The sequence below is a fragment of the Priestia sp. YIM B13486 genome (assembly GCF_042787865.1).
Taxonomy (GTDB): Bacteria; Bacillota; Bacilli; order Bacillales; family Bacillaceae_H; genus Priestia; species Priestia megaterium.
Map to the genome: position 1 here is coordinate 666972 of NZ_JBHZOZ010000002.1, position 23453 is coordinate 690424.

At 36.2% G+C, this 23453-nt stretch carries 28 protein-coding genes; 21 read left to right on the plus strand and 7 right to left on the minus strand.

All coding sequences use genetic code 11. From position 1 onward, the window contains the following. The first annotated feature begins 77 nt into the window (after window positions 1–77). Window positions 78–308: a hypothetical protein gene (locus ACFX4G_RS07540; RefSeq protein ID WP_016764194.1), complete on the plus strand. Its 231-nt coding sequence runs from the start codon at window positions 78–80 to the stop codon at window positions 306–308. Between the two features lie 157 nt (window positions 309–465). Here the strand turns inward: ACFX4G_RS07540 and ACFX4G_RS07545 are convergent, their stop codons facing one another. Next, entirely contained in the window at window positions 466–1365 is a 900-nt protein-coding gene (locus ACFX4G_RS07545) for a DMT family transporter (RefSeq protein ID WP_377573678.1), read from the minus strand. Window positions 1366–1501: 136 nt separating this feature from the next. On the opposite strand from ACFX4G_RS07545, the gene pdxR reads away from it, so the two are divergent. The 5 genes from pdxR (at window position 1502) to ACFX4G_RS07570 (ending at window position 7659) form a co-directional block, all read left to right on the plus strand. After that, on the plus strand, window positions 1502–2935 hold the full coding sequence (pdxR, locus tag ACFX4G_RS07550; protein ID WP_377573681.1) for a MocR-like pyridoxine biosynthesis transcription factor PdxR: 1434 nt from the start codon (window positions 1502–1504) through the stop codon (window positions 2933–2935). Between the two features lie 515 nt (window positions 2936–3450). Continuing rightward, window positions 3451–4083 carry a hypothetical protein gene (locus ACFX4G_RS07555; RefSeq protein WP_043982549.1) on the plus strand — a complete coding sequence of 211 codons (633 nt, stop codon included), beginning with the start codon at window positions 3451–3453 and terminating at the stop codon, window positions 4081–4083. A 137-nt stretch (window positions 4084–4220) separates the two neighbouring features. Further along, on the plus strand, window positions 4221–5066 hold the full coding sequence (locus tag ACFX4G_RS07560) for a DUF2971 domain-containing protein (RefSeq protein ID WP_377573684.1): 846 nt from the start codon (window positions 4221–4223) through the stop codon (window positions 5064–5066). A 65-nt stretch (window positions 5067–5131) separates the two neighbouring features. Beyond that, complete coding sequence (locus ACFX4G_RS07565; RefSeq protein ID WP_013083246.1) at window positions 5132–5329, plus strand: ChaB family protein; 198 nt, start codon at window positions 5132–5134, stop codon at window positions 5327–5329. A 395-nt stretch (window positions 5330–5724) separates the two neighbouring features. After that, window positions 5725–7659 carry an alkyl/aryl-sulfatase gene (locus ACFX4G_RS07570; RefSeq protein WP_377573687.1) on the plus strand — a complete coding sequence of 645 codons (1935 nt, stop codon included), beginning with the start codon at window positions 5725–5727 and terminating at the stop codon, window positions 7657–7659. A gap of 9 nt (window positions 7660–7668) precedes the next feature. Here the strand turns inward: ACFX4G_RS07570 and ACFX4G_RS07575 are convergent, their stop codons facing one another. Then, a complete protein-coding gene (locus tag ACFX4G_RS07575; protein WP_013083248.1) occupies window positions 7669–7824 on the minus strand; it encodes a hypothetical protein in 156 nt (51 codons plus the stop codon). A gap of 188 nt (window positions 7825–8012) precedes the next feature. Here ACFX4G_RS07575 and ACFX4G_RS07580 point away from each other — a divergent pair, with 188 nt between their 5' ends. Together ACFX4G_RS07580 and ACFX4G_RS07585 are read left to right on the plus strand one after the other, a co-directional pair. After that, window positions 8013–9305 carry a Glu/Leu/Phe/Val family dehydrogenase gene (locus tag ACFX4G_RS07580; RefSeq protein ID WP_097823367.1) on the plus strand — a complete coding sequence of 431 codons (1293 nt, stop codon included), beginning with the start codon at window positions 8013–8015 and terminating at the stop codon, window positions 9303–9305. 237 nt (window positions 9306–9542) lie between these two features. Continuing rightward, window positions 9543–10103, plus strand: a complete 561-nt coding sequence (locus tag ACFX4G_RS07585; protein WP_377573690.1) for a nitroreductase family protein — start codon at window positions 9543–9545, stop codon at window positions 10101–10103. A gap of 268 nt (window positions 10104–10371) precedes the next feature. Here the strand turns inward: ACFX4G_RS07585 and ACFX4G_RS07590 are convergent, their stop codons facing one another. Further along, on the minus strand, window positions 10372–10857 hold the full coding sequence (locus tag ACFX4G_RS07590; RefSeq protein ID WP_377573693.1) for a hypothetical protein: 486 nt from the start codon (window positions 10855–10857) through the stop codon (window positions 10372–10374). A gap of 21 nt (window positions 10858–10878) precedes the next feature. Further along, the gene (locus tag ACFX4G_RS07595) at window positions 10879–11304 is read right to left on the minus strand and encodes a thiol-disulfide oxidoreductase DCC family protein (RefSeq protein ID WP_377573696.1); all 426 of its coding nucleotides are present in this window, start codon (window positions 11302–11304) and stop codon (window positions 10879–10881) included. A 353-nt stretch (window positions 11305–11657) separates the two neighbouring features. Here ACFX4G_RS07595 and ACFX4G_RS07600 point away from each other — a divergent pair, with 353 nt between their 5' ends. Both ACFX4G_RS07600 and ACFX4G_RS07605 read left to right on the plus strand, forming a co-directional pair. Further along, window positions 11658–12425 (plus strand): ABC transporter ATP-binding protein, encoded by a 768-nt coding sequence (locus ACFX4G_RS07600; protein ID WP_377573699.1) that lies wholly within the window; start codon window positions 11658–11660, stop codon window positions 12423–12425. Further along, window positions 12422–14929, plus strand: a complete 2508-nt coding sequence (locus tag ACFX4G_RS07605; protein ID WP_377573702.1) for an ABC transporter permease — start codon at window positions 12422–12424, stop codon at window positions 14927–14929. Before ACFX4G_RS07600 ends, ACFX4G_RS07605 begins: the two co-directional genes overlap by 4 nt. Window positions 14930–15008: 79 nt before the next feature. Here the strand turns inward: ACFX4G_RS07605 and ACFX4G_RS07610 are convergent, their stop codons facing one another. Further along, complete coding sequence (locus tag ACFX4G_RS07610; RefSeq protein ID WP_377573705.1) at window positions 15009–15473, minus strand: hypothetical protein; 465 nt, start codon at window positions 15471–15473, stop codon at window positions 15009–15011. A gap of 49 nt (window positions 15474–15522) precedes the next feature. Beyond that, the gene (locus ACFX4G_RS07615; RefSeq protein WP_377573709.1) at window positions 15523–16023 is read right to left on the minus strand and encodes a hypothetical protein; all 501 of its coding nucleotides are present in this window, start codon (window positions 16021–16023) and stop codon (window positions 15523–15525) included. Window positions 16024–16493: 470 nt separating this feature from the next. Here ACFX4G_RS07615 and ACFX4G_RS07620 point away from each other — a divergent pair, with 470 nt between their 5' ends. The 11 genes from ACFX4G_RS07620 to ACFX4G_RS07670 all read left to right on the plus strand — a co-directional run bounded on the left by ACFX4G_RS07620 (window position 16494) and on the right by ACFX4G_RS07670 (window position 22769). Beyond that, window positions 16494–16667 (plus strand): hypothetical protein, encoded by a 174-nt coding sequence (locus tag ACFX4G_RS07620; protein ID WP_176521217.1) that lies wholly within the window; start codon window positions 16494–16496, stop codon window positions 16665–16667. A gap of 403 nt (window positions 16668–17070) precedes the next feature. Next, window positions 17071–17400 carry a hypothetical protein gene (locus tag ACFX4G_RS07625; RefSeq protein ID WP_097823364.1) on the plus strand — a complete coding sequence of 110 codons (330 nt, stop codon included), beginning with the start codon at window positions 17071–17073 and terminating at the stop codon, window positions 17398–17400. A gap of 129 nt (window positions 17401–17529) precedes the next feature. After that, the gene (locus ACFX4G_RS07630; protein ID WP_097823363.1) at window positions 17530–18345 is read left to right on the plus strand and encodes a protein-glutamine gamma-glutamyltransferase; all 816 of its coding nucleotides are present in this window, start codon (window positions 17530–17532) and stop codon (window positions 18343–18345) included. Between the two features lie 431 nt (window positions 18346–18776). After that, window positions 18777–19250 carry a DinB family protein gene (locus tag ACFX4G_RS07635; RefSeq protein ID WP_377573714.1) on the plus strand — a complete coding sequence of 158 codons (474 nt, stop codon included), beginning with the start codon at window positions 18777–18779 and terminating at the stop codon, window positions 19248–19250. Between the two features lie 133 nt (window positions 19251–19383). Then, window positions 19384–19599 (plus strand): DUF378 domain-containing protein, encoded by a 216-nt coding sequence (locus ACFX4G_RS07640; RefSeq protein ID WP_013057146.1) that lies wholly within the window; start codon window positions 19384–19386, stop codon window positions 19597–19599. A 133-nt stretch (window positions 19600–19732) separates the two neighbouring features. Further along, a complete protein-coding gene (locus tag ACFX4G_RS07645; RefSeq protein ID WP_043982567.1) occupies window positions 19733–19918 on the plus strand; it encodes a hypothetical protein in 186 nt (61 codons plus the stop codon). Between the two features lie 15 nt (window positions 19919–19933). Beyond that, the gene (locus ACFX4G_RS07650; protein WP_043982568.1) at window positions 19934–20212 is read left to right on the plus strand and encodes a hypothetical protein; all 279 of its coding nucleotides are present in this window, start codon (window positions 19934–19936) and stop codon (window positions 20210–20212) included. Window positions 20213–20309: 97 nt separating this feature from the next. Next, window positions 20310–21116: an ABC transporter substrate-binding protein gene (locus ACFX4G_RS07655; RefSeq protein ID WP_377573718.1), complete on the plus strand. Its 807-nt coding sequence runs from the start codon at window positions 20310–20312 to the stop codon at window positions 21114–21116. Window positions 21117–21134: 18 nt separating this feature from the next. Further along, entirely contained in the window at window positions 21135–21560 is a 426-nt protein-coding gene (fabZ, locus tag ACFX4G_RS07660; protein ID WP_034651912.1) for a 3-hydroxyacyl-ACP dehydratase FabZ, read from the plus strand. A gap of 136 nt (window positions 21561–21696) precedes the next feature. After that, window positions 21697–21972: a hypothetical protein gene (locus ACFX4G_RS07665; protein WP_097823360.1), complete on the plus strand. Its 276-nt coding sequence runs from the start codon at window positions 21697–21699 to the stop codon at window positions 21970–21972. 176 nt (window positions 21973–22148) lie between these two features. Then, window positions 22149–22769 carry an NUDIX hydrolase gene (locus ACFX4G_RS07670; protein WP_043982570.1) on the plus strand — a complete coding sequence of 207 codons (621 nt, stop codon included), beginning with the start codon at window positions 22149–22151 and terminating at the stop codon, window positions 22767–22769. Window positions 22770–22804: 35 nt separating this feature from the next. Here the strand turns inward: ACFX4G_RS07670 and ACFX4G_RS07675 are convergent, their stop codons facing one another. Beyond that, window positions 22805–23449 carry an SDR family oxidoreductase gene (locus tag ACFX4G_RS07675; RefSeq protein ID WP_377573722.1) on the minus strand — a complete coding sequence of 215 codons (645 nt, stop codon included), beginning with the start codon at window positions 23447–23449 and terminating at the stop codon, window positions 22805–22807. Window positions 23450–23453: the final 4 nt, after the last annotated feature.

Here is a 23453-nt window from a genome sequence, read left to right on the forward strand (position 1 = left end):
TAACAAAAAAGTTTCTATGTATAGTTCACCTCTAACAGTCATATTTTTAGTCAACGGCTCATGGAGGGTGAATGAATATGAAAAATACGCAGATTCGAATTGAAACACTATCCTATCACTATGAAAGTATTATGGTGAATGATGAAGTAGAGCGTGCGATAAAAAGTATCGAAGTGACGTATCGAGCATATAAACATAACCACGTTTTAAACGGACATGTAGTACTTTCAGGAGAAGAGATTTACGATCTTCAGCAGCTGACTCACGCAGTGGCTGGAAAAATAAAAGCAGAATTAGAAACTACATAAAAAAGCGCCTTTCTTTAAATCTTAAACCAAGATTAAAGAAAGGTGCTTTTTTATTAATTATTAATTAAACTGCAAAAAGAAGAAATTAAAGTATGTTCTAAATAAAATATATAGGTAAAAAACATAGCCTCTAAGAGAATTACTTAAATCGTACACATTATCTTTGTATTGTGAACTTTGTCTCTTTTACCACTACTTTTCTTTTACTATGTGTAAGAAACACGCCGCATAACGTAATGATGCTTCCAACGATGGAAGCTGCACTCGGGATATCTTTTAAAAGCAGCCACGCTAAGAAAAAGGACAGCGCAGGAGTTAAGTAAAGAGAAATGGCAGCCTCAGCAGAACCTATACGCGATGTCAGATAAGCGAGTACCATATAGGGAATAACGGTTGGAAATAATCCTAAATATGTCACGCTTATTGCTGATCTGACAGAGATATGTGCAAGTTCTGTTTCTAACCCAGGTAAAAAAACAAGCATAGAAATTGTAGCCCCCCAAATACTGTACGTCACAAAAGAAAGGAAACCATACTTTTTTAATAAATTTTTTTGACATACTATATAGATGCTTTCTGCAAGGGCAGCTAGCAGAATCAGTAAGATTCCATTAACTGAGTGTACAAAATTCTCTTTGCTCAAGGTTAAAAGTGCAATACCCGCAAAGCTTACTGCAGATCCAATCCATTTTCTTTTTCCGAACTCCTCTTGAAAAAGAAAAATAGCTAAAAGTGAAGAAAAAATAGGAGTAGTCGAGACCAGTAAACTCGCAATACCCGCACTCACCGTTTTTTCTCCAATGTTTAATGTCGTGTGATATACGGTAAAACCTAAAAAACCGAGTGCTAAAAGAAGTGGAATATCTTTTATATCAGGTAAGCGCATGCGTGTGGCTATTGCAATAACTAACAGCACTACAGAAGCAATACTTAACCGAACAAAAGCGAGGTGCTGAGGAGAAAACGATTCCAGCCCTATTTGAATAACTGGAAATGCTGAAGCCCATAAGCTAATCATCAGTATATGTAAGAACACCAGACTAAACGTTAATTTCATGCCTATTCATCTCCATTTTTCATTTTGAATCCAACCAGTATCTATTGTGGTTCCCATGTTAATAAACATTTGATAAAATGTCTTCAACCAGTTTAAAAGCAATTAACCCAACCACTTTAAAAACAGGAGTAAATGTATGAATCAAGAGAACAGTTCGAGTTATCCAAAATACAAGCAAATCATTGATTTTATGAAAGAGAAAATTGCGCGTGGAGAATGGCCGATTGGAAGTAAAATTCCTAGTCAGCGAAAGCTTGCTGCTATGTTCGATGTTAACCGAAGTACGGTCATCACGGCATTAGAGGAATTAACAGCGGACGGTTTAATTGAAGGTAAGATGGGAAAGGGAACAATCGTTATAAATAATACATGGACACTTTTGGCTACGGCTCCGCCCGATTGGAATGTTCATGTGAAATCAGGTATGCATCGTCCGAGTCAAGCAATGGTACAAGATATTAATGAATCCGAATTTAACTCAAACCTTATTCAATTAAGCAAAGGAGAGCTTTCACCTGACATATTCCCTAAAGATAAAATGAAATACGCTATGGAAAAAGTAGCAAAAAACATGGAAGTTCTGGGATACGAAGAACCAAAGGGGTATTTTCCTTTACGAAAAGAGTTAAGTACGTATATGAAAACAATGGGGGTTGAATCTTCTCCAGATTCTATTTTAATTGTTTCCGGCGCGCTTCAAGCTCTTCAGCTTATTTCAATTGGACTGCTGCAAAAGAACTCTTCGGTTTTGCTAGAAAAACCTTCTTATCTATACTCCTTACATGTATTTCAATCAGCCGGAATGAAACTCAAAGGTCTCTCTATGGATGAGGAAGGAATAAAAGTAACAGCTATAAAATGCGCTGACCCTCAAGAAGGGCAAGCTATTTTATATACAAATCCATGTTTCCATAACCCAACGGGAACATTAATGTCCTCAAAAAGGCGTTACGATTTGCTGAAAGAATGTGAGGAACATCAGCTTCCTATTATTGAAGATGATTTATACCGCGAATTATGGCTAAATAAACAGCCTCCGTTGCCATTAAAAGCTTTAGATAAAAATGGACACGTGTTATATGTTAGCAGTCTTTCTAAAACATTAAGCCCGGGATTACGTATCGGATGGATAGTCGGCCCAGAACCAGTCATTGAGCGTTTGGCGGATATTAAAATGCAAACGGATTATGGATCCAGCTCATTGTCTCAAAGAGTGGCAGCAGAATGGTTTAAAAATGGCTTATATCAACAGCATATGGAAACGGTACGAACCGAATTGCAAACAAGAAGAAAAGTTATGCTGAATGCTTTAGAAACATATGCAGGAGATGTAGCGACATGGACGAATCCTGAAGGAGGCTTTTTTATATGGGTGCATATTCAACCTTCTATTTCAATGAAATCTTTATACTCTCGTGCTTTAAAAAAAGGAATATTGCTTAATTCCGGAAGTATCTATGCACAAGAAACCGGCAGTTATCTTCGGCTTTCTTACGCCTATGCTTCTTTACCAGATATCGATAGAAGCATTAAAATTATTGCTGAACTTATTCGGGAATTGCAAGTATAATAAAAAAAGGAGTAGTGGATTACCCACTATTCCTTTTTATTTGTATCAAACTCTTCTTCCTATAAAAAAACTCCAAGTAACAATTGACTATATATTACCGTCTATAAATACATGTTATCTTTTATGGCAAAAATAAGTTAAGAAGACTTTTAATTTGCTTTCTGTATTTCTTACATATAAATCGTGAATGGTTTTAACTACGTAATCATTATCAAACATTTTCAACACCTCAATTATTGTTAAGTTTCCTGTTTGTTATAGTTTATGAAATAATCAGAAGCATATCATCCGCCATCAGCGGTAACTTTGCTGTTCATCTTTTACAACTAAAGGCTGAAATGTACGCTCATGATTGAACGCACGAATAACAGGATATGCAAAAAAATGAAAAGTGTGCACGTTTTGTTTTAAAAAAGTTATATCTTAAAAAAAAAGAAAATTGTCACACACACTTATGAATATGTATCTACTAAGCAAGAAGACTTTTTTAGTTGGTGGGATTGAAGGTGAAAAAGATGGATGAATTATTTAAAGATCTTGATGTGTACAGGACGCAAGAGGAAATGAAGCAGTATTTTGAACATACGCAGAAAATGATTCATCAAAACAGAGAATATATAAAATTGGCTCGACTTAAAAAAGGGCGTTTCAAAAAGTTTTTTGAAGAGTTTTATCCGCTTTATTGCTTCAGCCAATCTTCCTATTGTCCGAGGAATTCAAAATTGAAGCTTATTATTGGAAGTCAAGGATACGACGGATTAATTCTTCAGCCGGATGGTACTGAAAAACGAATTGAAATTACTTCTTACAAAGATGGGAAACTGGAATTTGAAGATGCACAGAGGGTGAATTCAGGAAATTTTGCTCTACCCCGTATCCAGACGGAAGGTTCTGTAGAAGAGTATATAGAAAAAGTGCTAGAAAACATCCAAAAAAAGAGCAAAAAAGATTACAGTGGAGCATCCATTCTATTTGTTGTACACACGTTTCATTATTTTGAAGCCTACGGAAAAAGTTCAGCTGCCTTTATTCGTGCCTTAAAAAAAGAAATGAAGAATACTGATTTTCGAGCGGATAAAATTTATTTATTGGAATTAAATCAGCCAGAAAGTGAAAGTGTTAAGCAAAACATTCATTTCATTAAATAGAAGACACGCTGCAGATGTTGAGGCGTGCCTTCTTTTCTGATAACAGAACTCTCCTAATACAGGTGGATAATTTTGAAAATTACAACAATTAAGTGCTATAATTCAAGTGTGAATATGCATTCAGAGGAGGAAAACCAATGGATTTAGCTTATAGAGATAAAGCTTACGAATATGCCAAAAGATTCGAATCTAGCTATGACGATTATGATGAACGCTATAAGGTGCACAATAATCCGACGGTGTGGCGATTTATGCCGCTGTCTGATTTTCAAGATTTACTGGAAACCAATGCGCTTTTTTTCGCAAAACCTGATGCATTTTCGGACCCTCTTGAAGGATGCTCTTCAATGTGGAACATAGAAGAGTTAAGAAAAAAAGGCGAACGTCATAACCGTACCTCTAGAACCTATATAAGAAAAATCCATGAATTTTCTGCTGTTTCATCCTGGCATATCAATGATTACGAAGCCGCTGGAATGTGGGATCTATATTTAAAGGGGAATGATGGCGTAGCTATTAAAACCACCTATGAAAATTTATTGTGCAGTATTAAAGATTTACGCTATAAAATCTTCTCTGGCAAAGTGCAGTACATAGACTTCCAAAAAGAAATGGTCAGTCACTCTGTGTATGACACGTTATTTTACAAGCGCAAATCCTATCAGCATGAAAATGAATTGAGGCTTGTTATTGTAGCAAGTCGTATACACGCTTGGAAGCTGCAAAAGCTGTTCGAAATTCAAGGTATTTCCGCAAATCAATGGCAACAACGAATGGATATCCTTGAAAAAAGATCGTATGAGTTTTCTCATGAGCATGGTAACCTCCTTACATGTAATTTACATCAGCTTATCAATGAAATTTACGTATCACCAAGAAGCGCTCAAAACTGTGTAGATGAAGTAAAAGCCCTTGCTAAAAAACACGGACTTGCTTATAAAAAGGTCACTCAGTCCGACTTGTATAAGGACTATATTTATTAAATGTTTATGTTATTTGAAAACAGGTAAATCAGTAGTAAAAGATGTTTTCAAGGAGGAATACTATCATGCCTTACAATTCATTAAAAGAACTGCCGGATGGAGTAAGAGATAATCTTCCTCATCATGCTCAGGAAATTTATAAAGAAGCATTCAATTCAGCAAGTGATGAATACAAAGAAGAAGCTACCGCTCACAAAGTCGCTTGGAACGCGGTGAAAACGAAGTACAAAAAAGATGATAATGACAACTGGGTGAAAAAATAGAGACAAAAGAGCCTAACCATAATGTATTTATTATTTTTTGAAAAAATCTCCCAATTAGGTTTCAATTATTTTTTCGAGGGTATACAATCTATGTAAGGCCAATACAAGAAAGGAGAGACTGTACACATGCATTGTTTTACAGCGACTTCAAGAAACGTATTGAGCACCTTAGAAGGAAGATTTGTTTTGATTACAAAAGGCACATTGGTAAACAATCGTTATACTAAGTGCTAGGCTGTCTAATTCAGACAGAATACTCGACTATTCAAACATGACATTCAGTATAAAAAAGAAGATGCGTGCTAAGCGCATCTTCTTTTTTGTTAACTCTATTTTCCCTCCCTTTTTGTACTTCGTCTCATTTTTACGCATAAAGTAATAAAAAGGAGGGGGTTATGCTGTTTGATTATGAACAGGAGTTAACGATTCACCGAAAAGATGCTACTCAAAAGACTGCAGCGACTAATGCTGATACTTATAAAAACATAGACTGGGAACAAGTGAAATCAGAACAAAATCTTGCGGATTACCAAGCTCTTGTACGCGTACCTTTTCCTCTGATTTTCAAAAAAAATCAGCTGTATCCTGTATGGGATTTAAGAAAGTACGCTTTTTTATTTGAACAATCTACACCTGCTACTGTCCACCCTAAACTGTGGGAACAAGGAAAATTAAATGTACAAGCCGGCTTATATCAAGTAACTGAAAATATCTTTCAAGTAAGAGGCTTTGATATGGCTAATATTACATTTGTTAAAGGGAAAACGGGATGGATTGTTATTGATTGCTTGACGTCAAGAGAAACAGCAGAAGAAGCACTTAAACTAGTAAACCAGCACTGGGGGAAGCGTCCTGTTAGAGCCGTTATCTTCTCACATTCACATATAGACCATTACGGTGGAGTTTTAGGAGTATTACCTGACTCAACACAAAATAAAACTAGTAAAGTTTATGCTCCTGCTGGGTTTATGGATGCGGTTATCGATGAAAACGTCACGGCGGCAACAGCAATGACACGAAGAAGTCAATATATGTACGGTATTCAACTGCGACGCGATGAAAAAGGCTTAATTGACAACGGTATCGGAAAAGAAATTTCATTTGGAACAATCACGCTTATTAAAGGCATAGAAGAAATCCGTCCTTCCGAACATCATTCTTATGTAAGTAAGAAAATTGACGGCGTCTCATTTCAGTTTCAGCTTACGCCAGGAACGGAAGCGCCTGCTGAAATGAACATCTATATTCCTAGTGAAAAGTCTCTGTGTATTGCAGAAAACTGTACGGCCACTCAGCACAACATCTATACGCTCAGAGGAGCAAAAGTAAGAGACGCAGCAGCATGGGCAAGATACTTGCAGCAAGCAATCGATTTATTTGGCCAAGAACTAACAACTGTATTTGGGGTACATAATTGGCCAAGGTTCGGAAACGACTCGTGCATCACATATATCGAAAATCAACGAGATGTTTATCAATATATTAATGATCAAACATTAAGGCTCATGAATCAAGGATATACCATTGATCACGTCGGCCGAATGATGAAGCTCCCAGAAATCCTATCTCACGAGTGGTATACCAACGGTTTTTATGGAACGGTTAACCACAACGCAAAAGCGGTTTATCAGCGCTATATGGGCTGGTATAACAGCAATCCTGTCGATTTAAATAAACTGTTTCCTGAAGAGTCAGCTAAGAAGTATGTAGAGTATATGGGGGGAGCGGACAACATTGTCAAAAAAGCGCAGCGTTGTTTTCAACAAGGCGACTATCAATGGGTAGCTGAAGTGACCAAACAAGTTATTTACGCTGATCCTCACCATGTAAAGGCAAAACTTTTATGTGCAGACGCGCTTGAACAATTAGGGTATATAGCGGAATCTGGCCCTTGGCGAAATGAATATTTAACAGGAGCCAAAGAACTTCGTTTAGGTAATATACCGCTACCTGCCAACATTATCACAAAAGAAGTATGGGATACACTTCCTTTAAAAAATATTTTAGAACTATTTAGCATTCGCGTAGATGGATTAAAGGCAGGTGCATGTAACTATCGTCTATTGTTTGTCATACCAGATCGTAATGAAGTAGCTCTCACAGAATTTAAGCATGGAATCTTTAGGTATCTCGGAGATACGCGAAAGAAAGCTGAGGTGACGGTAACGATGTGGCAAGATACCTTATATCGACTCACAACTACAAATGATCACTCTTATAGCTCGGTCATATTTGTTCAAGGAGATAAATCAAAATGGGATTTCTTTTTGTCTTGTCAGGATTCTATCGATCCAAACTTTAACATTGTGACACCTGTTTCTAAAAAATAGAGCATCTGATTACAGCTCAGAAAGCACATCGTTGACTTTTTGTTCAAAGCAGCTGTCGCATGTGAATATTTCTTTTTCTTGAAAAGATGTTAGCCTTTCTCCGCAGATGGAACAGCATTCTATACAGTGATTGTTTCGCTCTTGTTCTTTTCTTTCATGTAACATAGCACTTTCCTCCTTTGCGGTATAAATAGTTTGTCTTATTTCTTTAAGTATATACTAATATCAGCCTATGCAGGGAATATAAGGCTTGCTAATAGAGATTATTTATAATATAAAAGCGTTGCAAACTGGCACAGGAATTGCATGTTAAATAGTTGAGAAAATTCAATGATTAATATGGGGTGAACAGAATGTCCATTACAAAAACAGCTAGTGAATTAAAAAGAGAACAGCAGCAAGAACAGGAATCACTTAATTTATTTTTATCTACTCAAACAGTTATTCAAGAAGCGCTTCAAAAGCTAGGCTATGGTGAAGAAGTATACCATTTATTGAAAGAACCGCTGCGCATGATGACGGTTCGCATTCCGGTTAAAATGGATAACGGATCGGTAAAAGTATTCACCGGCTACCGCTCTCAACATAATGATGCTGTCGGGCCTACTAAAGGAGGAGTACGTTTTCATCCTGAAGTAAATGAAGAGGAAGTGAAGGCATTATCCATTTGGATGAGCTTAAAATGCGGCATTGTCGACCTTCCGTACGGCGGCGGTAAAGGCGGAATTGTATGTGACCCAAGAAACATGTCTTTTGGCGAACTAGAACGACTCAGCCGCGGCTATGTAAGAGCCATCAGTCAAATAGTTGGGCCTACTAAAGATATTCCTGCACCGGATGTCTATACAAACTCTCAAATTATGGCATGGATGATGGATGAATATAGCCGACTGCGTGAGTTCGATTCTCCTGGTTTTATTACCGGAAAACCTATCGTACTCGGAGGATCTCAAGGACGCGAAACTGCAACGGCTAAAGGAGTAACCATTTGTATAGAAGAAGCTGTTAAAAAGAAAAACCTTAACTTGCAAGAAGCGCGAATTATTATTCAAGGATTCGGAAATGCCGGCAGTTTTCTCGCTAAGTTCATGCATGATGCAGGAGCAAAAGTAATTGGCATTTCAGACGCATACGGAGCTCTTTATGATCCGCTTGGTCTTGATATTGATTACCTGCTTGATCGACGCGACAGTTTTGGTACCGTAACAAATTTATTTACCAATGTGATGACAAACGAAGAACTATTAGAAAAAGAATGTGATATTTTAGTACCTGCAGCCATTTCGAATCAAATTACGGTTCGCAACGCTCATCGCATTAAAGCTTCTATTGTAGTAGAAGCAGCGAACGGACCGACTACGCTTGAAGCTACGCGCATTTTAGATGAAAAAGGCGTACTTTTAGTGCCAGATATTTTAGCGAGTGCTGGAGGCGTAACGGTTTCATACTTCGAATGGGTGCAAAATAATCAAGGATACTACTGGTCTGAAGAGGAAGTAGCTTACAAATTACGCAAGGTAATGGTAGATTCATTTGAAACGGTCTATCAAATCTCTCAAGAAAATGACGTAGATATGAGGCTTGCTGCTTACATGGCAGGAATCAAAAAATCAGCTGAAGCTTCTCGTTTCCGCGGGTGGGTATAAGATGAAAAAACGATTTGGACTCTATGTTCCAAATCGTTTTTTTATTTGACAAAACTGCCAAATAATTAAAAGAAAACCCGCTAAAAAAACAAACACGCTTAAAAAATTGGCATATTTTTTTATCGTTACCTAAGTAATAATCAAAACATTTGACAGTGAGAATGATTTTCAATTATTCTATATTCAAGACAAATACATACTTATAATAAATTGAATGTAGAAAAGGAGATAGAAAGCATGAGCGTATTAGATATTATTAAAGCTAGAAGAACGATTGGGGCCATGCAAGACAAAGACGTATCAGAAGATGCTATTAACCTTATGTTAGAAGCCGGCACTTGGGCTCCTAACCATAAAAAGACAGAGCCTTGGAAGTTCCGCGTGTTTACAGGGGGTTCACGCGTTCGTTTAGGAGACGAAATGGAACGTATTATGAAACAAAAAACTGCTCACTTAAGTGAAGAAGAAGCGTTGAAAAAAACAACAAAAGCAAAAAAAGGACCGCTTCGCGCTCCTGTCATTATTGCTGTAGCAGTAAGTCCTTCTGGTAAAGTGCCTGAAATTGAAGAAATCTCTGCCGTAGCGGCAAGCATACAAAATATGCTATTAGTAGCGGAAGAACAAGGTTTGGCTACAATTTGGAGAACCGGTGAAATTGTCTATCAGACAGAACTGAATGACTTTTTATCTCTAGAAGACGGAGATAAGCTCTTAGGCTTAATTTACGTCGGACATCCTAATAAAGAAGCTTCATCAAAACGTATTCCATATCAAGATAAAACGATTTGGTATCGTTAAAAGGTTATTCCCGTGTTTCTATAAATAAAAGGCAGCAGCTCATAAGTTGAGCTGCTGCCTTTTTTATTGTTTTTGAAAAGTGGCATTAAGTTGCGCTTTTATTAGCTTACCTGCAGCAGTTTTTTTAGTATCTTATGGATAACTTCTCTGGTTTCCGTAACTACTAGTCAAAGCAAAATAGGAATTGTCTGTGTTCAGTCTTCTTTCCGAAGACCAAAATAATAGGTACATGCCAAACCGAAGATAATGGGCGGCAAAAGAAAGACAATCATTTAACGGTCACCTTCCTTTCGGATGATTGAACGTCTACCTTCTGCATTGGGGTAGCAGTGTTGATAAAGAAGATGCCTTTTAACTTTGAATATTCCATCAATACTAATAGCAAGCTCATTGCAAGCAGTGGAACACACACCACTTTGGCAGGAATGTTGAAACAATAGTTAAGGACGGTGATGTTGGCAATAATGGGGAGAAAAATAACGTTCCCTAGTGTTGCGGTACGCGGAATCACCAATAGCAATGCAGCTAATAATTCGCCAGCGGCAATAAAATAGTTGTAGAAATCGGAATACCCAAAGAAATACCACGCCAGTTTCATCGCAGAATCTTTTGTTGAATCGAACACAAAATCGCCTGTTATAAATTGTCCTGGGTAGATTTTGGCTATTCCATAAATAAGAAACGTAATGGCCATGGTCCACCTTAGGGTCGCAAGAATACTTAAACGAAATTTCTCTTTTGTTGATAAACGCATTGTTTTCCTCCATTTGTATGCTTAGTCCAAAAATCGCATTTTAGTTTCAGGGGTTGGCAACATGCATGACGTTTGTTTTCCAAACCACTTATACCGATTACGTGCAATGAAACGATAGAGTGGGTTTCGAATGAATGTGGGAATAACTCGGAAACACGTCATCAGTTGAATGGGCCCCCGAAGCCGGCGGACAATATGTAGGATGGCCGTAGACTCTGTGTAAAGATTCCCGTTCATAAGAAGAATGGCCGATTGAAGTGGTGGATGCTCATAGTTATGCTGACTCAGCAAGGTTCCCGCAGTATCGGATTGAAGCGATGCAAAACGAAACAGATCACGTGAATCCCGCTTGATGACAAATTGAACCCATTGATTACAGAGATTGCAAACACCATCAAATAGAATAATAGGATGTTGTGATGAGCTTGGGGGCATGACTTCTCTCATTTTCCTTTTTTATGAATATTTACTAAAATAAGTATAATAGTTTACGTATCGGACCACAAGGCATAAGGTTAAATATGGGTATATTTTACCTAAATTCAAGTTAATCGAAAGAAGAAAACAGAGTCAAATATGACTCTGTTTTCTTTTAAATTTGAATGTAGTGCATCATCTAATAAGCTTCTACTTTTTGTGTTTCTTGTAAATAATTAAAACTTTTTTACCTATTTTCTTCAAAATGTAAAACTATTCCTGTTTTGAAACGTACTAGATATAGTAGAAATTCACAAAAAGAGAGGCGATAAAAGCGTTAACTATCTTTGTCACTACAAAAAAACTTACTTCGAGGTGAAGACGTGAAGAATCAACATATTTTAGAGGTGAAAAATTTAACTAAAGTTTATAAAGGAGAGGGCTATGAAGTTACTGCACTAAATGATATATCCTTTCAGTTAAGGGTAGGTGAAATGGCTGCTGTTATGGGAACAAGCGGTTCAGGAAAAAGTACACTGCTGAACATTTTAGGAGCACTCGATGAACCAACTACTGGAACGATTAAATTAAAAGGAATGCTTTCAAAAGATATGTTTCAAGAACCTCAAGCCTCAGCATACAGACGAGATAATATTGGCTTTATCTTTCAATCATTCCACTTATTAAAGGATTTATCTGTAGAAGAAAACATAGCTCTGCCGCTCGTTTTAAAAGGGCTTACATCGGATGTAATTGATTTAAAAGTAAATAACGCTGTTGAGCTCTTGGGCTTAACAGCTTGGAAGAAACACCGCCCTGTACAACTGTCAGGTGGACAACAGCAGCGCGTAGCTATAGGAAGAGCAATTATAACTGAACCACCTATTATTCTGGCAGACGAGCCTACAGGTAACCTTGATTTTAATACTTCCGAAGTCATACTACACACACTAGTAACTACAAAAAACGAACTCAGCCAAAGCATACTTCTTGTTACTCACGACCCTAATGTAGCTACTTATGCAGATCGCGTTCTATTCTTTCATGATGGCTCTATTGTCGATACATATATCTGTAGCGGAAATAGTGATTTGGATCATATACTAGAGAAGTTTAAGCTTATTACAAAAGTCGAGAGTCCTAAGATATGAAAACACTACGAGGTTTAGCTTTTCGTTTATTTAAGTCCAATAAATTTATAGTGTTTTCATCTATTGTAAGTATAGCTATTTCTACGATGCTTGTACTTAGTATGGTTTTATTCTCTTTTAATGCGCAGGACACATTAAAAAGTCAATTAAAACAAACTTACGGTGAGATGGATTTATCTGTAGGGTTTGAGATGGATCAAGGCAAAATTTTGACATCAACTTTAGTGGAAGAAATTCACCAGGATAAAATGGTAGATAAGGTATCAAAAGTATCTATTGCGCATTTGAATCTAAATAAACTAAATACCTCTATCTATACAGTAGGTGTTGAAAACGATTATTTAGCTAAAAGTCGGTATCACTTTTCCAAACCGCTGAATAAGAATTCTGTCGTAATGAACAAAGGACTAGCTAAAGATTTACACGCAAAAGTAGGAGATAAAGTTCTTATAGAAAACAAAACATATACATTAGCAGAAACGGTAAAAGATTTATCCGCTACTGGAGTAGCTCCAGATATGCTAATACTTAATCAAAAAAACGTAAAAGACTATATTCAAGCAAAAGAAAAAAGCAGCGCAGAAGCAACTTATTTATTAATAAAGGCACACAAGAATAAGAGCGCCTTAAAGTTGGCCGATCGTATAAAATCTTATAACAAGAACTTACGTATTGATATAGCTGAACAAGATGCAGGCGTGCAAAATAATTTACAATCCCTACATACATTTATTATTGTTTTATCGGCATTGGTGTTAATTATCACGTCTCTTATTCTCATTTCAAACTTTGAGCTTTTGCTCTACAAGATGAGGAATCAATTCGCCATTATGCGTTCAATAGGAGCCAGTGCTAAACAGATTAGCAAGATTATCATACTTCAAAGCACCGTTATAAACACCGTAGGTACAGGTGTAGGATTTTTGCTAACCTTTTGCAGTCAAAGGTACTTATATAGCTGGTTAGGAAAAGTGTCAGAAATATCTTCCTTTCCATCTGACTTTAACGTAGGTACTGCCATTATCCTTACAGTTGTAATGTTTGTTATTATTCAATTCTTTTTACTCGTTCCAGCTTATCGAAGTACAAAAGTATTGCCCCTAAAAACAATGCAGAAGAACGAGAAAATTAACTATGGTTTTTCCAAGACAAGAATAGTAGTTTTTAAGGTACTATTAGCACTCTCCTTATTTTTAGTTATAGGAAGCCAGGTATTTCCTACAAGAGGCACATACGGACCTGGGATGTTGCTAATTACAGTTATTTTAGTTTTGCTTGCCTTTATACTAATCTTTCCTATCATAGTGACTAAAGGATTAAAATGGTTTTTGCCATATGGACAAAAAATATTTGGCAAAGAATTTTATATTGCGGTAAAAAACTTAATTCCCCAAGTTAAAAAAAACACAATGATTATCTTAATAATATGCGGATTAATGATCATTACTGTATTTGGGTCAATTACATTTAGAACCATACAAATTAATGGACTAACCTACTTAAAAAAAGAATATGCAATGCCTATTATTGTGGAAACTCGCCTTGATGATTCAAAAATAGATGTAGAAGAACTAACTAGAAAGGCTGAACAATTACCTAACGTAAAAAGCGTTAGCAACATGAGTAATCAGGGCTTAGGAGAGATTTTAAATTCAAAAAAGGTTGCGGATATTCGTTACAATGTGGTTGACTTGAAAAGATTGCAGAAGCAAGGACTTCTAGAGCATTTCTCGTATGTAAAAGGAAGTAATAAAGAGAATAGTATAATAGTGTCTGAAAAATTTGCTGAAAGTCATGATTTAAAAGTCGGTCAGGTACTCCATTTAGGTATGTATGTTGAAAATCAAGATGAATCAATGATAGAGGGAAATATAATACCTAAGGGAGATTATGTGGTAACAGCTATACCTAATCACCTTCTTGACAATAATGAAGCATTTTTAGATTGGAAAAGCAACAAGTTTAAAGATGTGGATTTTTACCGCCTATACATAGATGCTACGGATGTAAAGGCCGCTGTAAAAGAAATTGAAGGTTTAAAAAGTCAGTATCCCGAATTAAAGGTAAGCAGCTATGATCAATCTGTTAACGAAGCAAATGAAATGTTTTATCAGCGCTGGGGAATTTTTATAGTTGTTATTGCCACGTTGGTTGTTTCTACCATGGCAGGAGTATTTAATTCATTGGCAAATAATATTTATTCAAAACGAAAAGAATTTGCTGTTTTACGCGCGATGGGCATGACGCCAAAATCCATTCGTAAAGTCATTCTTTCACAGGTAAATTTATATATTACGATTGGAGTAATATGTGGAATTGTAATGGGACTTTTAGTGACATTAATTCTGCTATTAATGGATCCAGGGAAGTTTGTTATAGGTTATAAAACAATTCTTTCTGTAGTAGTATCAATGCTTGTAGTTAGCACTTTTTTATTCTCATACGTAAGTCGAAAAGTATCTGGACAAGATCTTTCTATAGAGCTTACTAATGATAATAGGTGACTTCTCATGTAGATATATTATAATATTACTAAAACCCAATCTCTTTGTAGAGATTGGATTTTAGTAGTTTCTATGTTATTTATTTAACAACAACGTTCCCTACATATTGTGCGTAGCCTCTATCAGTTTGAAGTTCTAGCACATAAACATAATTCCCTTTTTTCTTTGGGAACGTAAAAGTTCTATCTTGTTCATTTATTCTAATATCTTGCTTCGCATTACTAGAGCTTATTATATAAGAACTAATGTCATTAACAAGAAAATCTTCGCTATCAAACCTTAAATTTCCTTGTGTTTCAGGGGCTACAGCTAGCTGTTGCTGCTTTTTAGCTCCATTTATACCATTCCTTGTATTTGTTTCCTTTCTGTACTGTTTTCCTTCTTCTCCGCGCCAATCTACATTAGTTTCTTTCAGTTCAACATCCACAACATCACTGGCCGATAATGTAACCGGAGGGGGAGAGAAGTCATATTCCTCGCCTATACACCCTGATAATCCAACGATAATAAACGTAAACAGAGATAATTTTATAAACACTTTCATATATAATGTCCCCCTTAGTTGCGACTAGTAAAAAATAAAAAATTGCTGCTTAATTTCTTGGGACAGGGGAGAGGTAGTAATAAATATCATATTCTTTATCAATATGAGGGACTACTTCAGTATCGGTACGGGTTTCAATTGTCATATTTGATTTTGTTGGGGTACCGGCATAAAAATCGTACTTTACACCTTTTGGAGTCGTTATTTCACTAGTGATATCTGTATTTCCCTTTGATTGTTTGATAATAGCTGGATTCCCAATAAAATACCAACGGATTTTTTGATCCTTTTGAGTTAATGTAGCTGTTCCTACACCTACATTCGATTTTTCTTTAATTGTATAGATAACAATCTTTTCGTTATCTACATATTTGCTTTCACCGATAATATCTTGTATTCCTGTAGACTCTTTTTTTGCATTTTCAAAGGCTTCATCTTCACTAGAATAGAATTCCACGTCTTTTTTACTGTTTACGTTCGTTGCTGAACAAGCCGTTAGTATACTGGCTGACAGTAGAGATGCGAGTAATGCAGAATATAACTTTTTCATACAAACCCCCATTTATTAATTTCTTTAATTTTAATATAAATAGTTAAAATAATCCATTTGTGTGATATAGTTGTTCAGTATGTAAAAGTTAAACAACAAAGAAATTCAATTAAAAACCATCAGATCATATAAAAACATTGTTAACAATCCGTACACAAGTAATAATTATGACTATGAAGAAGAAGAGAAATATAACGGAGCCCGCACGTACCTTACTGATTTTGAATCGAATTTAGGTGTTGCTAAGCCTGAGTACTAAAAACGGCTGAAATGGAGACCAACTATGAAAAAGCATAAAAAAATGTTAATTGCATTTTAATGTTTTTTAAGTCTTTCGATGTTGTAATTGAGCCTATTCAAGAAATAAAAAAGCTGAGACCTAGTGTAAATAGGAGCTCAACTTTTTTAGTGTAAACTAATATTTATATCTTCTTTCGTCTGACCAAAAATGGTTAAGGAGGGCGATTTGCTTGTTTTGGAATTATCTTAACATGTCAACAGGACTTATAATAGCTTTAGCAAACATTTTTAATTCTGCATTCCAAGGAAGTATGCGTTGGATTATGGTCGGGTGTGGTTTGTTAATTTTTATATACAATTTAATAGTAACTTTTGATCAAAAACAAAATGAAGCGGTTAAATAAAGAACAGAACTAACTAAAAGTCTCGTGGAGAACAAGCTTATTTTAAGCAAAATTTAATGAAGAGGGACATTTCTAAAAGAAGTATAAACATTTACCTAGTAGATTGCCAAGAAATTTTAGCTTCTAGATTCTATATAAGTAAAAGGGCTATCGAGATTGAAAGGAAGAGAGTGAAATAAAAATTAAAAAAACAAAGTTATTAAACATATTAGGACTTTTATTAATAATGAGCGCTACGCTTTATCCAGCTGGCTACATAAAATCACTTTATACTTTTATAGCGCTATATGGTGTAGGTATGACTTTAATTTTAACTGTAGGAATTGTATCTAGAAAAAGGTGTTAATTGTTTTAGGGAGTTTAAAGTACTTAAATTTACTTTTTTATAGGAAAGAGGGAAGAAATGGACGTTCAAAAGGTAGCAAACTTATTTTTGATTTTTGTCTTAATTGCAGCAGGCATTTCCTTGGTAATTGGCTTTGTTGTTGCTGTGAGAAGTACAAACTATAAGAAGGGATACATAAGTACTTTTATATCCAGTGTTTTCTTTTTAATACTTATTGTGAGCTGGTATGATAAAGCATCTTCAAACGTTTTTATGGGGACAATACCTTGGATTTTAAATGTTATTGCCGTCATTATTGTGTTACCACTGTACGTGTTAGTTGCTCGCTTTATATTTAAAAAGGTTACAAAAGGACAAAAAGGAACAAAAGAAAAGATTATTGGTTAAATTACTTTCTTTCATCGTTTTTTCTAATCTTCACGATTTTAAATAAATGAAGATACACAAAATCTTTTTTTATCAATATCCTGTTAGAGAAAGTGATTGATATCATTTTCTGTAAAGGAGAGAACGTCTATGATTAAAGTTAACCAACAAATTGTGAAAATAAGTGATCTAAATAATAGTTCGTTAACGAAAGAAAAAGCAGACATTTTAAAACAGATGGATACCTATAGGGAAGTGTATGAGTATGCTACATTTGACCAGCTTGATTTTGATGTATCTGTTAAACTACAAATTATTGAATCGTCTGTGTTGCTGCGCAAAAGCGGAGCCAAGTTTGCTACATTTGCACGTTCTAGGTGTAACGAAAAGTATTGGAAACGAACCGATAACGGAGGGTTTCAGCTACTGCCTACCGTTTCTCCTCATCAGGCCATCGATGATATTTTTTACAACGGACACGAATATGCGTTTGAGTGCGCGACGGCTGTTATCATCATCTTTTACAAAGCTGTATTAAATAATATTGGAAAAGCAAACTTTAACAGGCTTTTTGCTGATCTTTACTTACACGATTGGCAATATGATGAAGATCTTGAGCTTCATGGTTATAAAGGATCTGACTACTTGCCCGGAGACTGTGCGTATTTTAAAAATCCTGATTATAATCCTGATACTCCCCAGTGGAAAGGTGAAAACACAATTGTATTAGATGAAACTCTATACTTTGGTCATGGAATTGGAATTACGACGCGGGAAAGAATTATTGAAGTGTTAAATTTAAAGAGAAAAGACGACGCAAAGCAATCAGCTTACCTGTCAGATGAAATTGTCAGGCTTCACACCGCTCACCTCAGTTATTTTGCAGTTAGATACGAACCCGTTGTTTGGTACGACAGAAACAGCGCTATTATTTCCACTATTGGGTCGATTACTTACGTAGCTTAATTGATCAAAGTTTTGATACTTTGGTCTTTTTTTGTAAAAAGGAAAGGATTACATGAAGGTAAATTTAAGAATTCAAAAGGATTTTATGTATAAAAGAAGAATCCATTTAATACACAGGTCTTAAAACTAAAAAGAAAGGAGGAGATTACTATTAAAAATCGTGATAAAAGACGCAAGAGAAAACGCGGCGCATTAAAAGATTATCTGAAAAATAAGCTTGGTCAGCTAAAACCGAAGCCAAACAAAGGACCTGTCTCAAATTTAAAGTCTTCTGCTTAAAACATCCCCCTAGTTTTTATATAGGGGGATGTTCTTTTGAATTTTCTTTTATTTTAAGGTTTAAATGTTATGAGTGGCATTTAAGGGTTAATTTGTGCACAATAGACATTGAATAGTTTATCTAATACGACAACGTAAGGAGAGATTAGACGATGGAAAACATGATTTTAAAACATATGGACGTTGTAAGAGGAATTACGATCAGTATCCTCGAAAAAACAACAGAAGAGGCAGCGGAAATCACACCAAAAGGATTCAATAACAATATCCGCTGGAATCTTGGACACATTGCCTTTATTCAAGAAAAGCTTGTGTTTGGCTTAGCTGGTGAACCGATGCAAACGCCAGAGAGTTATGAAAGCTTTTTCGGCGCAGGAACGAAACCTGCCGATTGGACGGAGGCTGTTCCTTCTCTTGAAGAAATTGCGAATGTGTTGAAAGATCAAGCACATCGTATTAAAGAGTTCATGCCCCAGCAGTTTGATAAGCAGTTAATTACACCTTTTACAAACAAAGCCGGCATCAACTTTACAACAGTTGGCGAAACGTTTTTATTCAGCTTCTATCACGAAGCAATGCATGTAGAAACGATTAAGCAAATCGGGAAAGCTGCAGCTGCACAATAAGAAAATAAAAAAGAATAAATCACATATTCTTTATAACTATTTTACATAGCGCCTATGCATATACTGATCTATACAGCGCATAAGATGTAACATGAGCTGCTTTTCCTAATGCAGTTCGCAAGGAGGTGACAACGTGAAATTTCTTTCAGGTTTAACGACTCTTCTTGTGATTTTAGGCGGTTTAAATTGGTTAGCTGTAGCATTAGGCGTGAATGTAGTAGAAGAGCTATTTGGCTCTTGGGATTGGTTAGTAACAACGATTTATTGGTTAGTTGGCCTGTCTGCTCTTTATCAAATTTTTGATAAGTTCTTCGGAACGGGAGCGAGTGTCAAAAGCAAGGCGCTATAATAAATATTATTTTTTATAATCTCTTTAGGGAGTTTGAATGTATATTCAAACTCCCTTTTTCATGGATAAAAGACGTGACAACTTTACAAAATACGGTAAAATAAGGTAATAACCAAAAAATAGGAGGGATGAGATGGAGCTTTGGGGTGTAGTACCTATCTTAGTGTTTGGAGTTCTTTATATAGGAATCATTGCTGGTATTATAGCTGTTATTGTTATAGTGTTAAAGCGAATGCAGGAGAGAAATCAATATTTACGTGAAATACGGGATGAACTGAGAAATCAAAACAGAGCAACTATAGCAGAAAATAAAGAATAGAAGAGGGTTTAATAGATGAAGAAAAGTGTACTTTCTATATTTTTTATCGTAAATCTTTTTTTTATTTACTGTTTATTATTTAATCAAGGATACATCTTTCAGCTAAAGAATCTACCTTACATATGGGCTATTTATTTACTCCTTGGCACCTGTTTAGCTTTTTATTATATGCTGCGATATAAACAAAAAAAAGACGGACAGGTGTTGCTTTCAATCGGCATTTTAACTACAAGCATTAGTTCACTTGGCTGTTTAGTTTTCTTTTACTTCTTTTATCACGCGATGGGTGGATAAAGAGCACCAAAAGCAGGGACTTCAGTGAAAGTCTCTGCTTTTTATATTTGGATCTATTGTATAATAGAAAAAAAGAAATGAATGCAGGAGGGGAACTATGCGAATTGTTTCGCTTTGTCCAAGCAATACAGAACTAATAGCGTATTTAAAATGTGAGCATTTGCTCGTAGCAATTGATGATTATTCCGATTGGCCGCAGTCTATTCAAGGTCTGCCGCGTTTAGGTCCCGATTTATCTATTAATATGGATGCGGTGGAAGAAGCTAAACCCGATTTAGTCCTAGCATCACTAAGCGTTCCTGGAATGGAGCGAAATATTGAAGAACTTAAAAAACGAAAGCTTCCTTATGTCGTATATAATCCTAATTCGCTAGAAGATATCCGTCAAAATCTACAGGATTTAGGTCAGCGATTAAACATTGAAACAAAAGCAGCTGAACTGTTAAAGCGTTATGATCAGTTTCTTTCTACATATAAAGGGATTGCAAATCAAATTGATGAAAAAGCCACTGTATACTGGGAATGGTGGCCAAAACCTGTCTTTACTCCTGGCAAAGCAAACTGGCTGACTGAAATTAGTAAGTTAGCGGGAGGAGAAAATATATTTGCTGATCATAAAGAAGCAAATGTACAGAGTAATTGGGAAAAAGTGTTCAAACGAAATCCACAACATATTTGTCTGGCTTGGGTAGGCGTGCAGACAAACAAAGTAAATCCGACTATTTTACATAAAAGACCCGATTGGTCCGATATGTGTGCCATTAAAGAACATCGCGTACATGTACTAGAAGAATGGCTGTATTGTCGTCCTTCACCTAGGTTGCTGTTAGGGTTAAAAAAACTCGCGCCGCTCCTTCATCCAGATACGTTTCCTGTATTTGACGGCAAGGACCCCTTATTATAAGAAAAAGGAGCGATACCTATGAAAGATATAAAACAAATAAAACATACCATTCAACACCGCTATCCTTTTTTACTTGTTGATCGCATCTTAGAGCAAGAAGAAGGAAAGCTTGCGATAGGGATTAAACAAGTAACAGCAAATGAACCTTTTTTCAAAGGCCACTTTCCCGACTATATGGTAATGCCAGGGGTACTTATTGTCGAAGCTCTTGCTCAGCTCGGTGGATTTGCCATGGCTGCGGATGACCAACAAAAAGGAAGACTTGCTTTTTTAGCGGGGATAGACGAATGTCGTTTTAAGCGTCAAGTAAGGCCAGGAGATACACTGCGTTTAGAATTTGAGGTTCTCAAGCAGCGCGGAAAGATTGTAAGAGGAAAAGGAAAAGCATTTGTAGACAGCGAGTTGGCTTGTGAAGCGGTCATTACCTTTGCTCTTGATATATAATACAAACCAGGATAAAGCGTATTGAAGGAAAACGCCTTATGGCATAAGGGCGTTTTTTGTAAATACCTTAGTTAAACTTCCTTTTGATGAAAGAAGAAACGGGGTATAGAAGAAAAAAGGGAGAGGGGAGAATGCGGTGAGAACATTAACGGAAGTTGTTGTATTACTCACACTATTGGGTACGTATATAGGCATCTCACTACTTGTCTACAAACGGAAAAGAACGAATCCGTTTTTCTACAGCATTTACTTTTATTTAGCTACCAGCGTCATTTTGATTTGCTTGGTTATCTTTTGGCTTCAGCTTTGTTTTGGACTCACTGATAAGCAAGTAGGAGGATTGCTTATCAGTGTGGTTGCATTCTTTTTACTTATTTATGGGTTGTTAAAAACAAAACAAAAAGACCGGTAGCCGATGCTATCTGTTTTTATTTATATCCATGTTATATATTTTTATCAATTGTAGTGTCAATTGAATGGATCTCTTCATATACTAAAGATAACAGCTTTCTTTTGCAGGTTAGTTGACATCGTAGCTTATAACTCGCTATTCTTTTGATAATTCATTTTGTGAAAGGAAGTGGACGTATGGATACATCCCGTATTATAGCTAAGTTAGAAAATCGGATACCGACAATTCTTGGAATGGAGCAGTTTTCTCGCTTCGGTATTCTTGTTCCGCTTATTGAAAAACAAGGGGAACTGCATGTTTTATTTGAGGTAAGAGCGCTCGATTTACGAAGACAGCCCGGAGAAATTTGTTTTCCAGGAGGGCGTGTCGAGAAGACGGATGCAGACGAAAAAGAAACGGCTATCCGTGAAACATCCGAGGAGTTAGGGATTACGCCTGAATCTATTCAGCAAGTACAAGCTTTAGATTATATTGTTTCTCAATTTGGAACAATCATTTATCCTTATGTAGGTTTTATTGATGAGTCGCTTGAACTTCGACCGAATCCTTCGGAAGTAGCAGAAGTATTTACCGTGCCTCTTTCTTTTTTTCAGCGTACCGAACCTGATATACACAATATCCATTTCAGAGTAGAACCCGAACATAATTTTCCTTATGACGCGATTATTGGTGGTGAAAATTATAATTGGCAAACAAGAGAGATGGAAGAACATTTTTATTACTATGAAGACCGAGTCATATGGGGACTGACAGCAAAAGTGATTTATCATTTAATACATGTACTAAATGATAAATAAAAAGCAGCGAATACGGATTCGCTGCTTTTTTTATATTAAATAGATTGAATAGCCTCTGCGATAGGCGTATCGCCTGAAACTAAATCAAAAGAACGTCCGAATGTATGATCTTCACTTAGCGTTTCAACTACCACACGCGCTACATCTTCGCGAGGAATGGATCCGCGCTCTTTGTTCTCCCCAGCATCTACACGTCCTGTTCCTGGTTCGTTTAACAATCCGCCTGGTCGAACAATTGTATATGTTAATCCGCTTGCTTCTAAGATTTTATCTGCATAATGTTTGGCTACATAGTAAGGAATTAGTGAAGTATTCCAGTTTTCACGGTGATGTGCTTGAAGTGCGCTTACCATGACAAATCGTTTAATACCTAAATCTTCTGCAGCTTCCATCGCTTTTACCGCACCGTCTAAATCAATTAAAAGTGTCTTATCATGGCCTGTGTTTCCGCCTGATCCTGCGCTAAAGATAACGGCGTCACAGCCTTTCATCACTTCCTTAATTTCGTGTACAGTGCCTTCTAAGCTTGCAAAAGCCGTTTCGATACCTCTTGCCTCAAGTTCTTTTGCTTGTTCTTCTTTACGAACCATCGCACGTACAGTGTGCACATCACTTTCATTCAAAACGTTTACAATATGTTGGCCTACTTGACCATTCGCACCAATTACAAGAACTTTCATGTCT

Bases quoted from the DNA above. Each gene is read 5' to 3' on its own strand.
- ACFX4G_RS07540 (WP_016764194.1), top strand. From the start codon at position 78: ATGAAAAATACGCAGATTCGAATTGAAACACTATCCTATCACTATGAA.
- ACFX4G_RS07545 (WP_377573678.1), bottom strand. From the start codon at position 1,365: ATGAAATTAACGTTTAGTCTGGTGTTCTTACATATACTGATGATTAGC.
- pdxR (WP_377573681.1), top strand. From the start codon at position 1,502: ATGAATCAAGAGAACAGTTCGAGTTATCCAAAATACAAGCAAATCATT.
- ACFX4G_RS07555 (WP_043982549.1), top strand. From the start codon at position 3,451: ATGGATGAATTATTTAAAGATCTTGATGTGTACAGGACGCAAGAGGAA.
- ACFX4G_RS07560 (WP_377573684.1), top strand. From the start codon at position 4,221: ATGGATTTAGCTTATAGAGATAAAGCTTACGAATATGCCAAAAGATTC.
- ACFX4G_RS07565 (WP_013083246.1), top strand. From the start codon at position 5,132: ATGCCTTACAATTCATTAAAAGAACTGCCGGATGGAGTAAGAGATAAT.
- ACFX4G_RS07570 (WP_377573687.1), top strand. From the start codon at position 5,725: ATGCTGTTTGATTATGAACAGGAGTTAACGATTCACCGAAAAGATGCT.
- ACFX4G_RS07575 (WP_013083248.1), bottom strand. From the start codon at position 7,824: ATGTTACATGAAAGAAAAGAACAAGAGCGAAACAATCACTGTATAGAA.
- ACFX4G_RS07580 (WP_097823367.1), top strand. From the start codon at position 8,013: ATGTCCATTACAAAAACAGCTAGTGAATTAAAAAGAGAACAGCAGCAA.
- ACFX4G_RS07585 (WP_377573690.1), top strand. From the start codon at position 9,543: ATGAGCGTATTAGATATTATTAAAGCTAGAAGAACGATTGGGGCCATG.
- ACFX4G_RS07590 (WP_377573693.1), bottom strand. From the start codon at position 10,857: ATGCGTTTATCAACAAAAGAGAAATTTCGTTTAAGTATTCTTGCGACC.
- ACFX4G_RS07595 (WP_377573696.1), bottom strand. From the start codon at position 11,304: ATGAGAGAAGTCATGCCCCCAAGCTCATCACAACATCCTATTATTCTA.
- ACFX4G_RS07605 (WP_377573702.1), top strand. From the start codon at position 12,422: ATGAAAACACTACGAGGTTTAGCTTTTCGTTTATTTAAGTCCAATAAA.
- ACFX4G_RS07610 (WP_377573705.1), bottom strand. From the start codon at position 15,473: ATGAAAGTGTTTATAAAATTATCTCTGTTTACGTTTATTATCGTTGGA.
- ACFX4G_RS07615 (WP_377573709.1), bottom strand. From the start codon at position 16,023: ATGAAAAAGTTATATTCTGCATTACTCGCATCTCTACTGTCAGCCAGT.
- ACFX4G_RS07625 (WP_097823364.1), top strand. From the start codon at position 17,071: ATGGACGTTCAAAAGGTAGCAAACTTATTTTTGATTTTTGTCTTAATT.
- ACFX4G_RS07630 (WP_097823363.1), top strand. From the start codon at position 17,530: ATGATTAAAGTTAACCAACAAATTGTGAAAATAAGTGATCTAAATAAT.
- ACFX4G_RS07635 (WP_377573714.1), top strand. From the start codon at position 18,777: ATGGAAAACATGATTTTAAAACATATGGACGTTGTAAGAGGAATTACG.
- ACFX4G_RS07645 (WP_043982567.1), top strand. From the start codon at position 19,733: ATGGAGCTTTGGGGTGTAGTACCTATCTTAGTGTTTGGAGTTCTTTAT.
- ACFX4G_RS07650 (WP_043982568.1), top strand. From the start codon at position 19,934: ATGAAGAAAAGTGTACTTTCTATATTTTTTATCGTAAATCTTTTTTTT.
- ACFX4G_RS07655 (WP_377573718.1), top strand. From the start codon at position 20,310: ATGCGAATTGTTTCGCTTTGTCCAAGCAATACAGAACTAATAGCGTAT.
- fabZ (WP_034651912.1), top strand. From the start codon at position 21,135: ATGAAAGATATAAAACAAATAAAACATACCATTCAACACCGCTATCCT.
- ACFX4G_RS07670 (WP_043982570.1), top strand. From the start codon at position 22,149: ATGGATACATCCCGTATTATAGCTAAGTTAGAAAATCGGATACCGACA.
- ACFX4G_RS07675 (WP_377573722.1), bottom strand. From the start codon at position 23,449: ATGAAAGTTCTTGTAATTGGTGCGAATGGTCAAGTAGGCCAACATATT.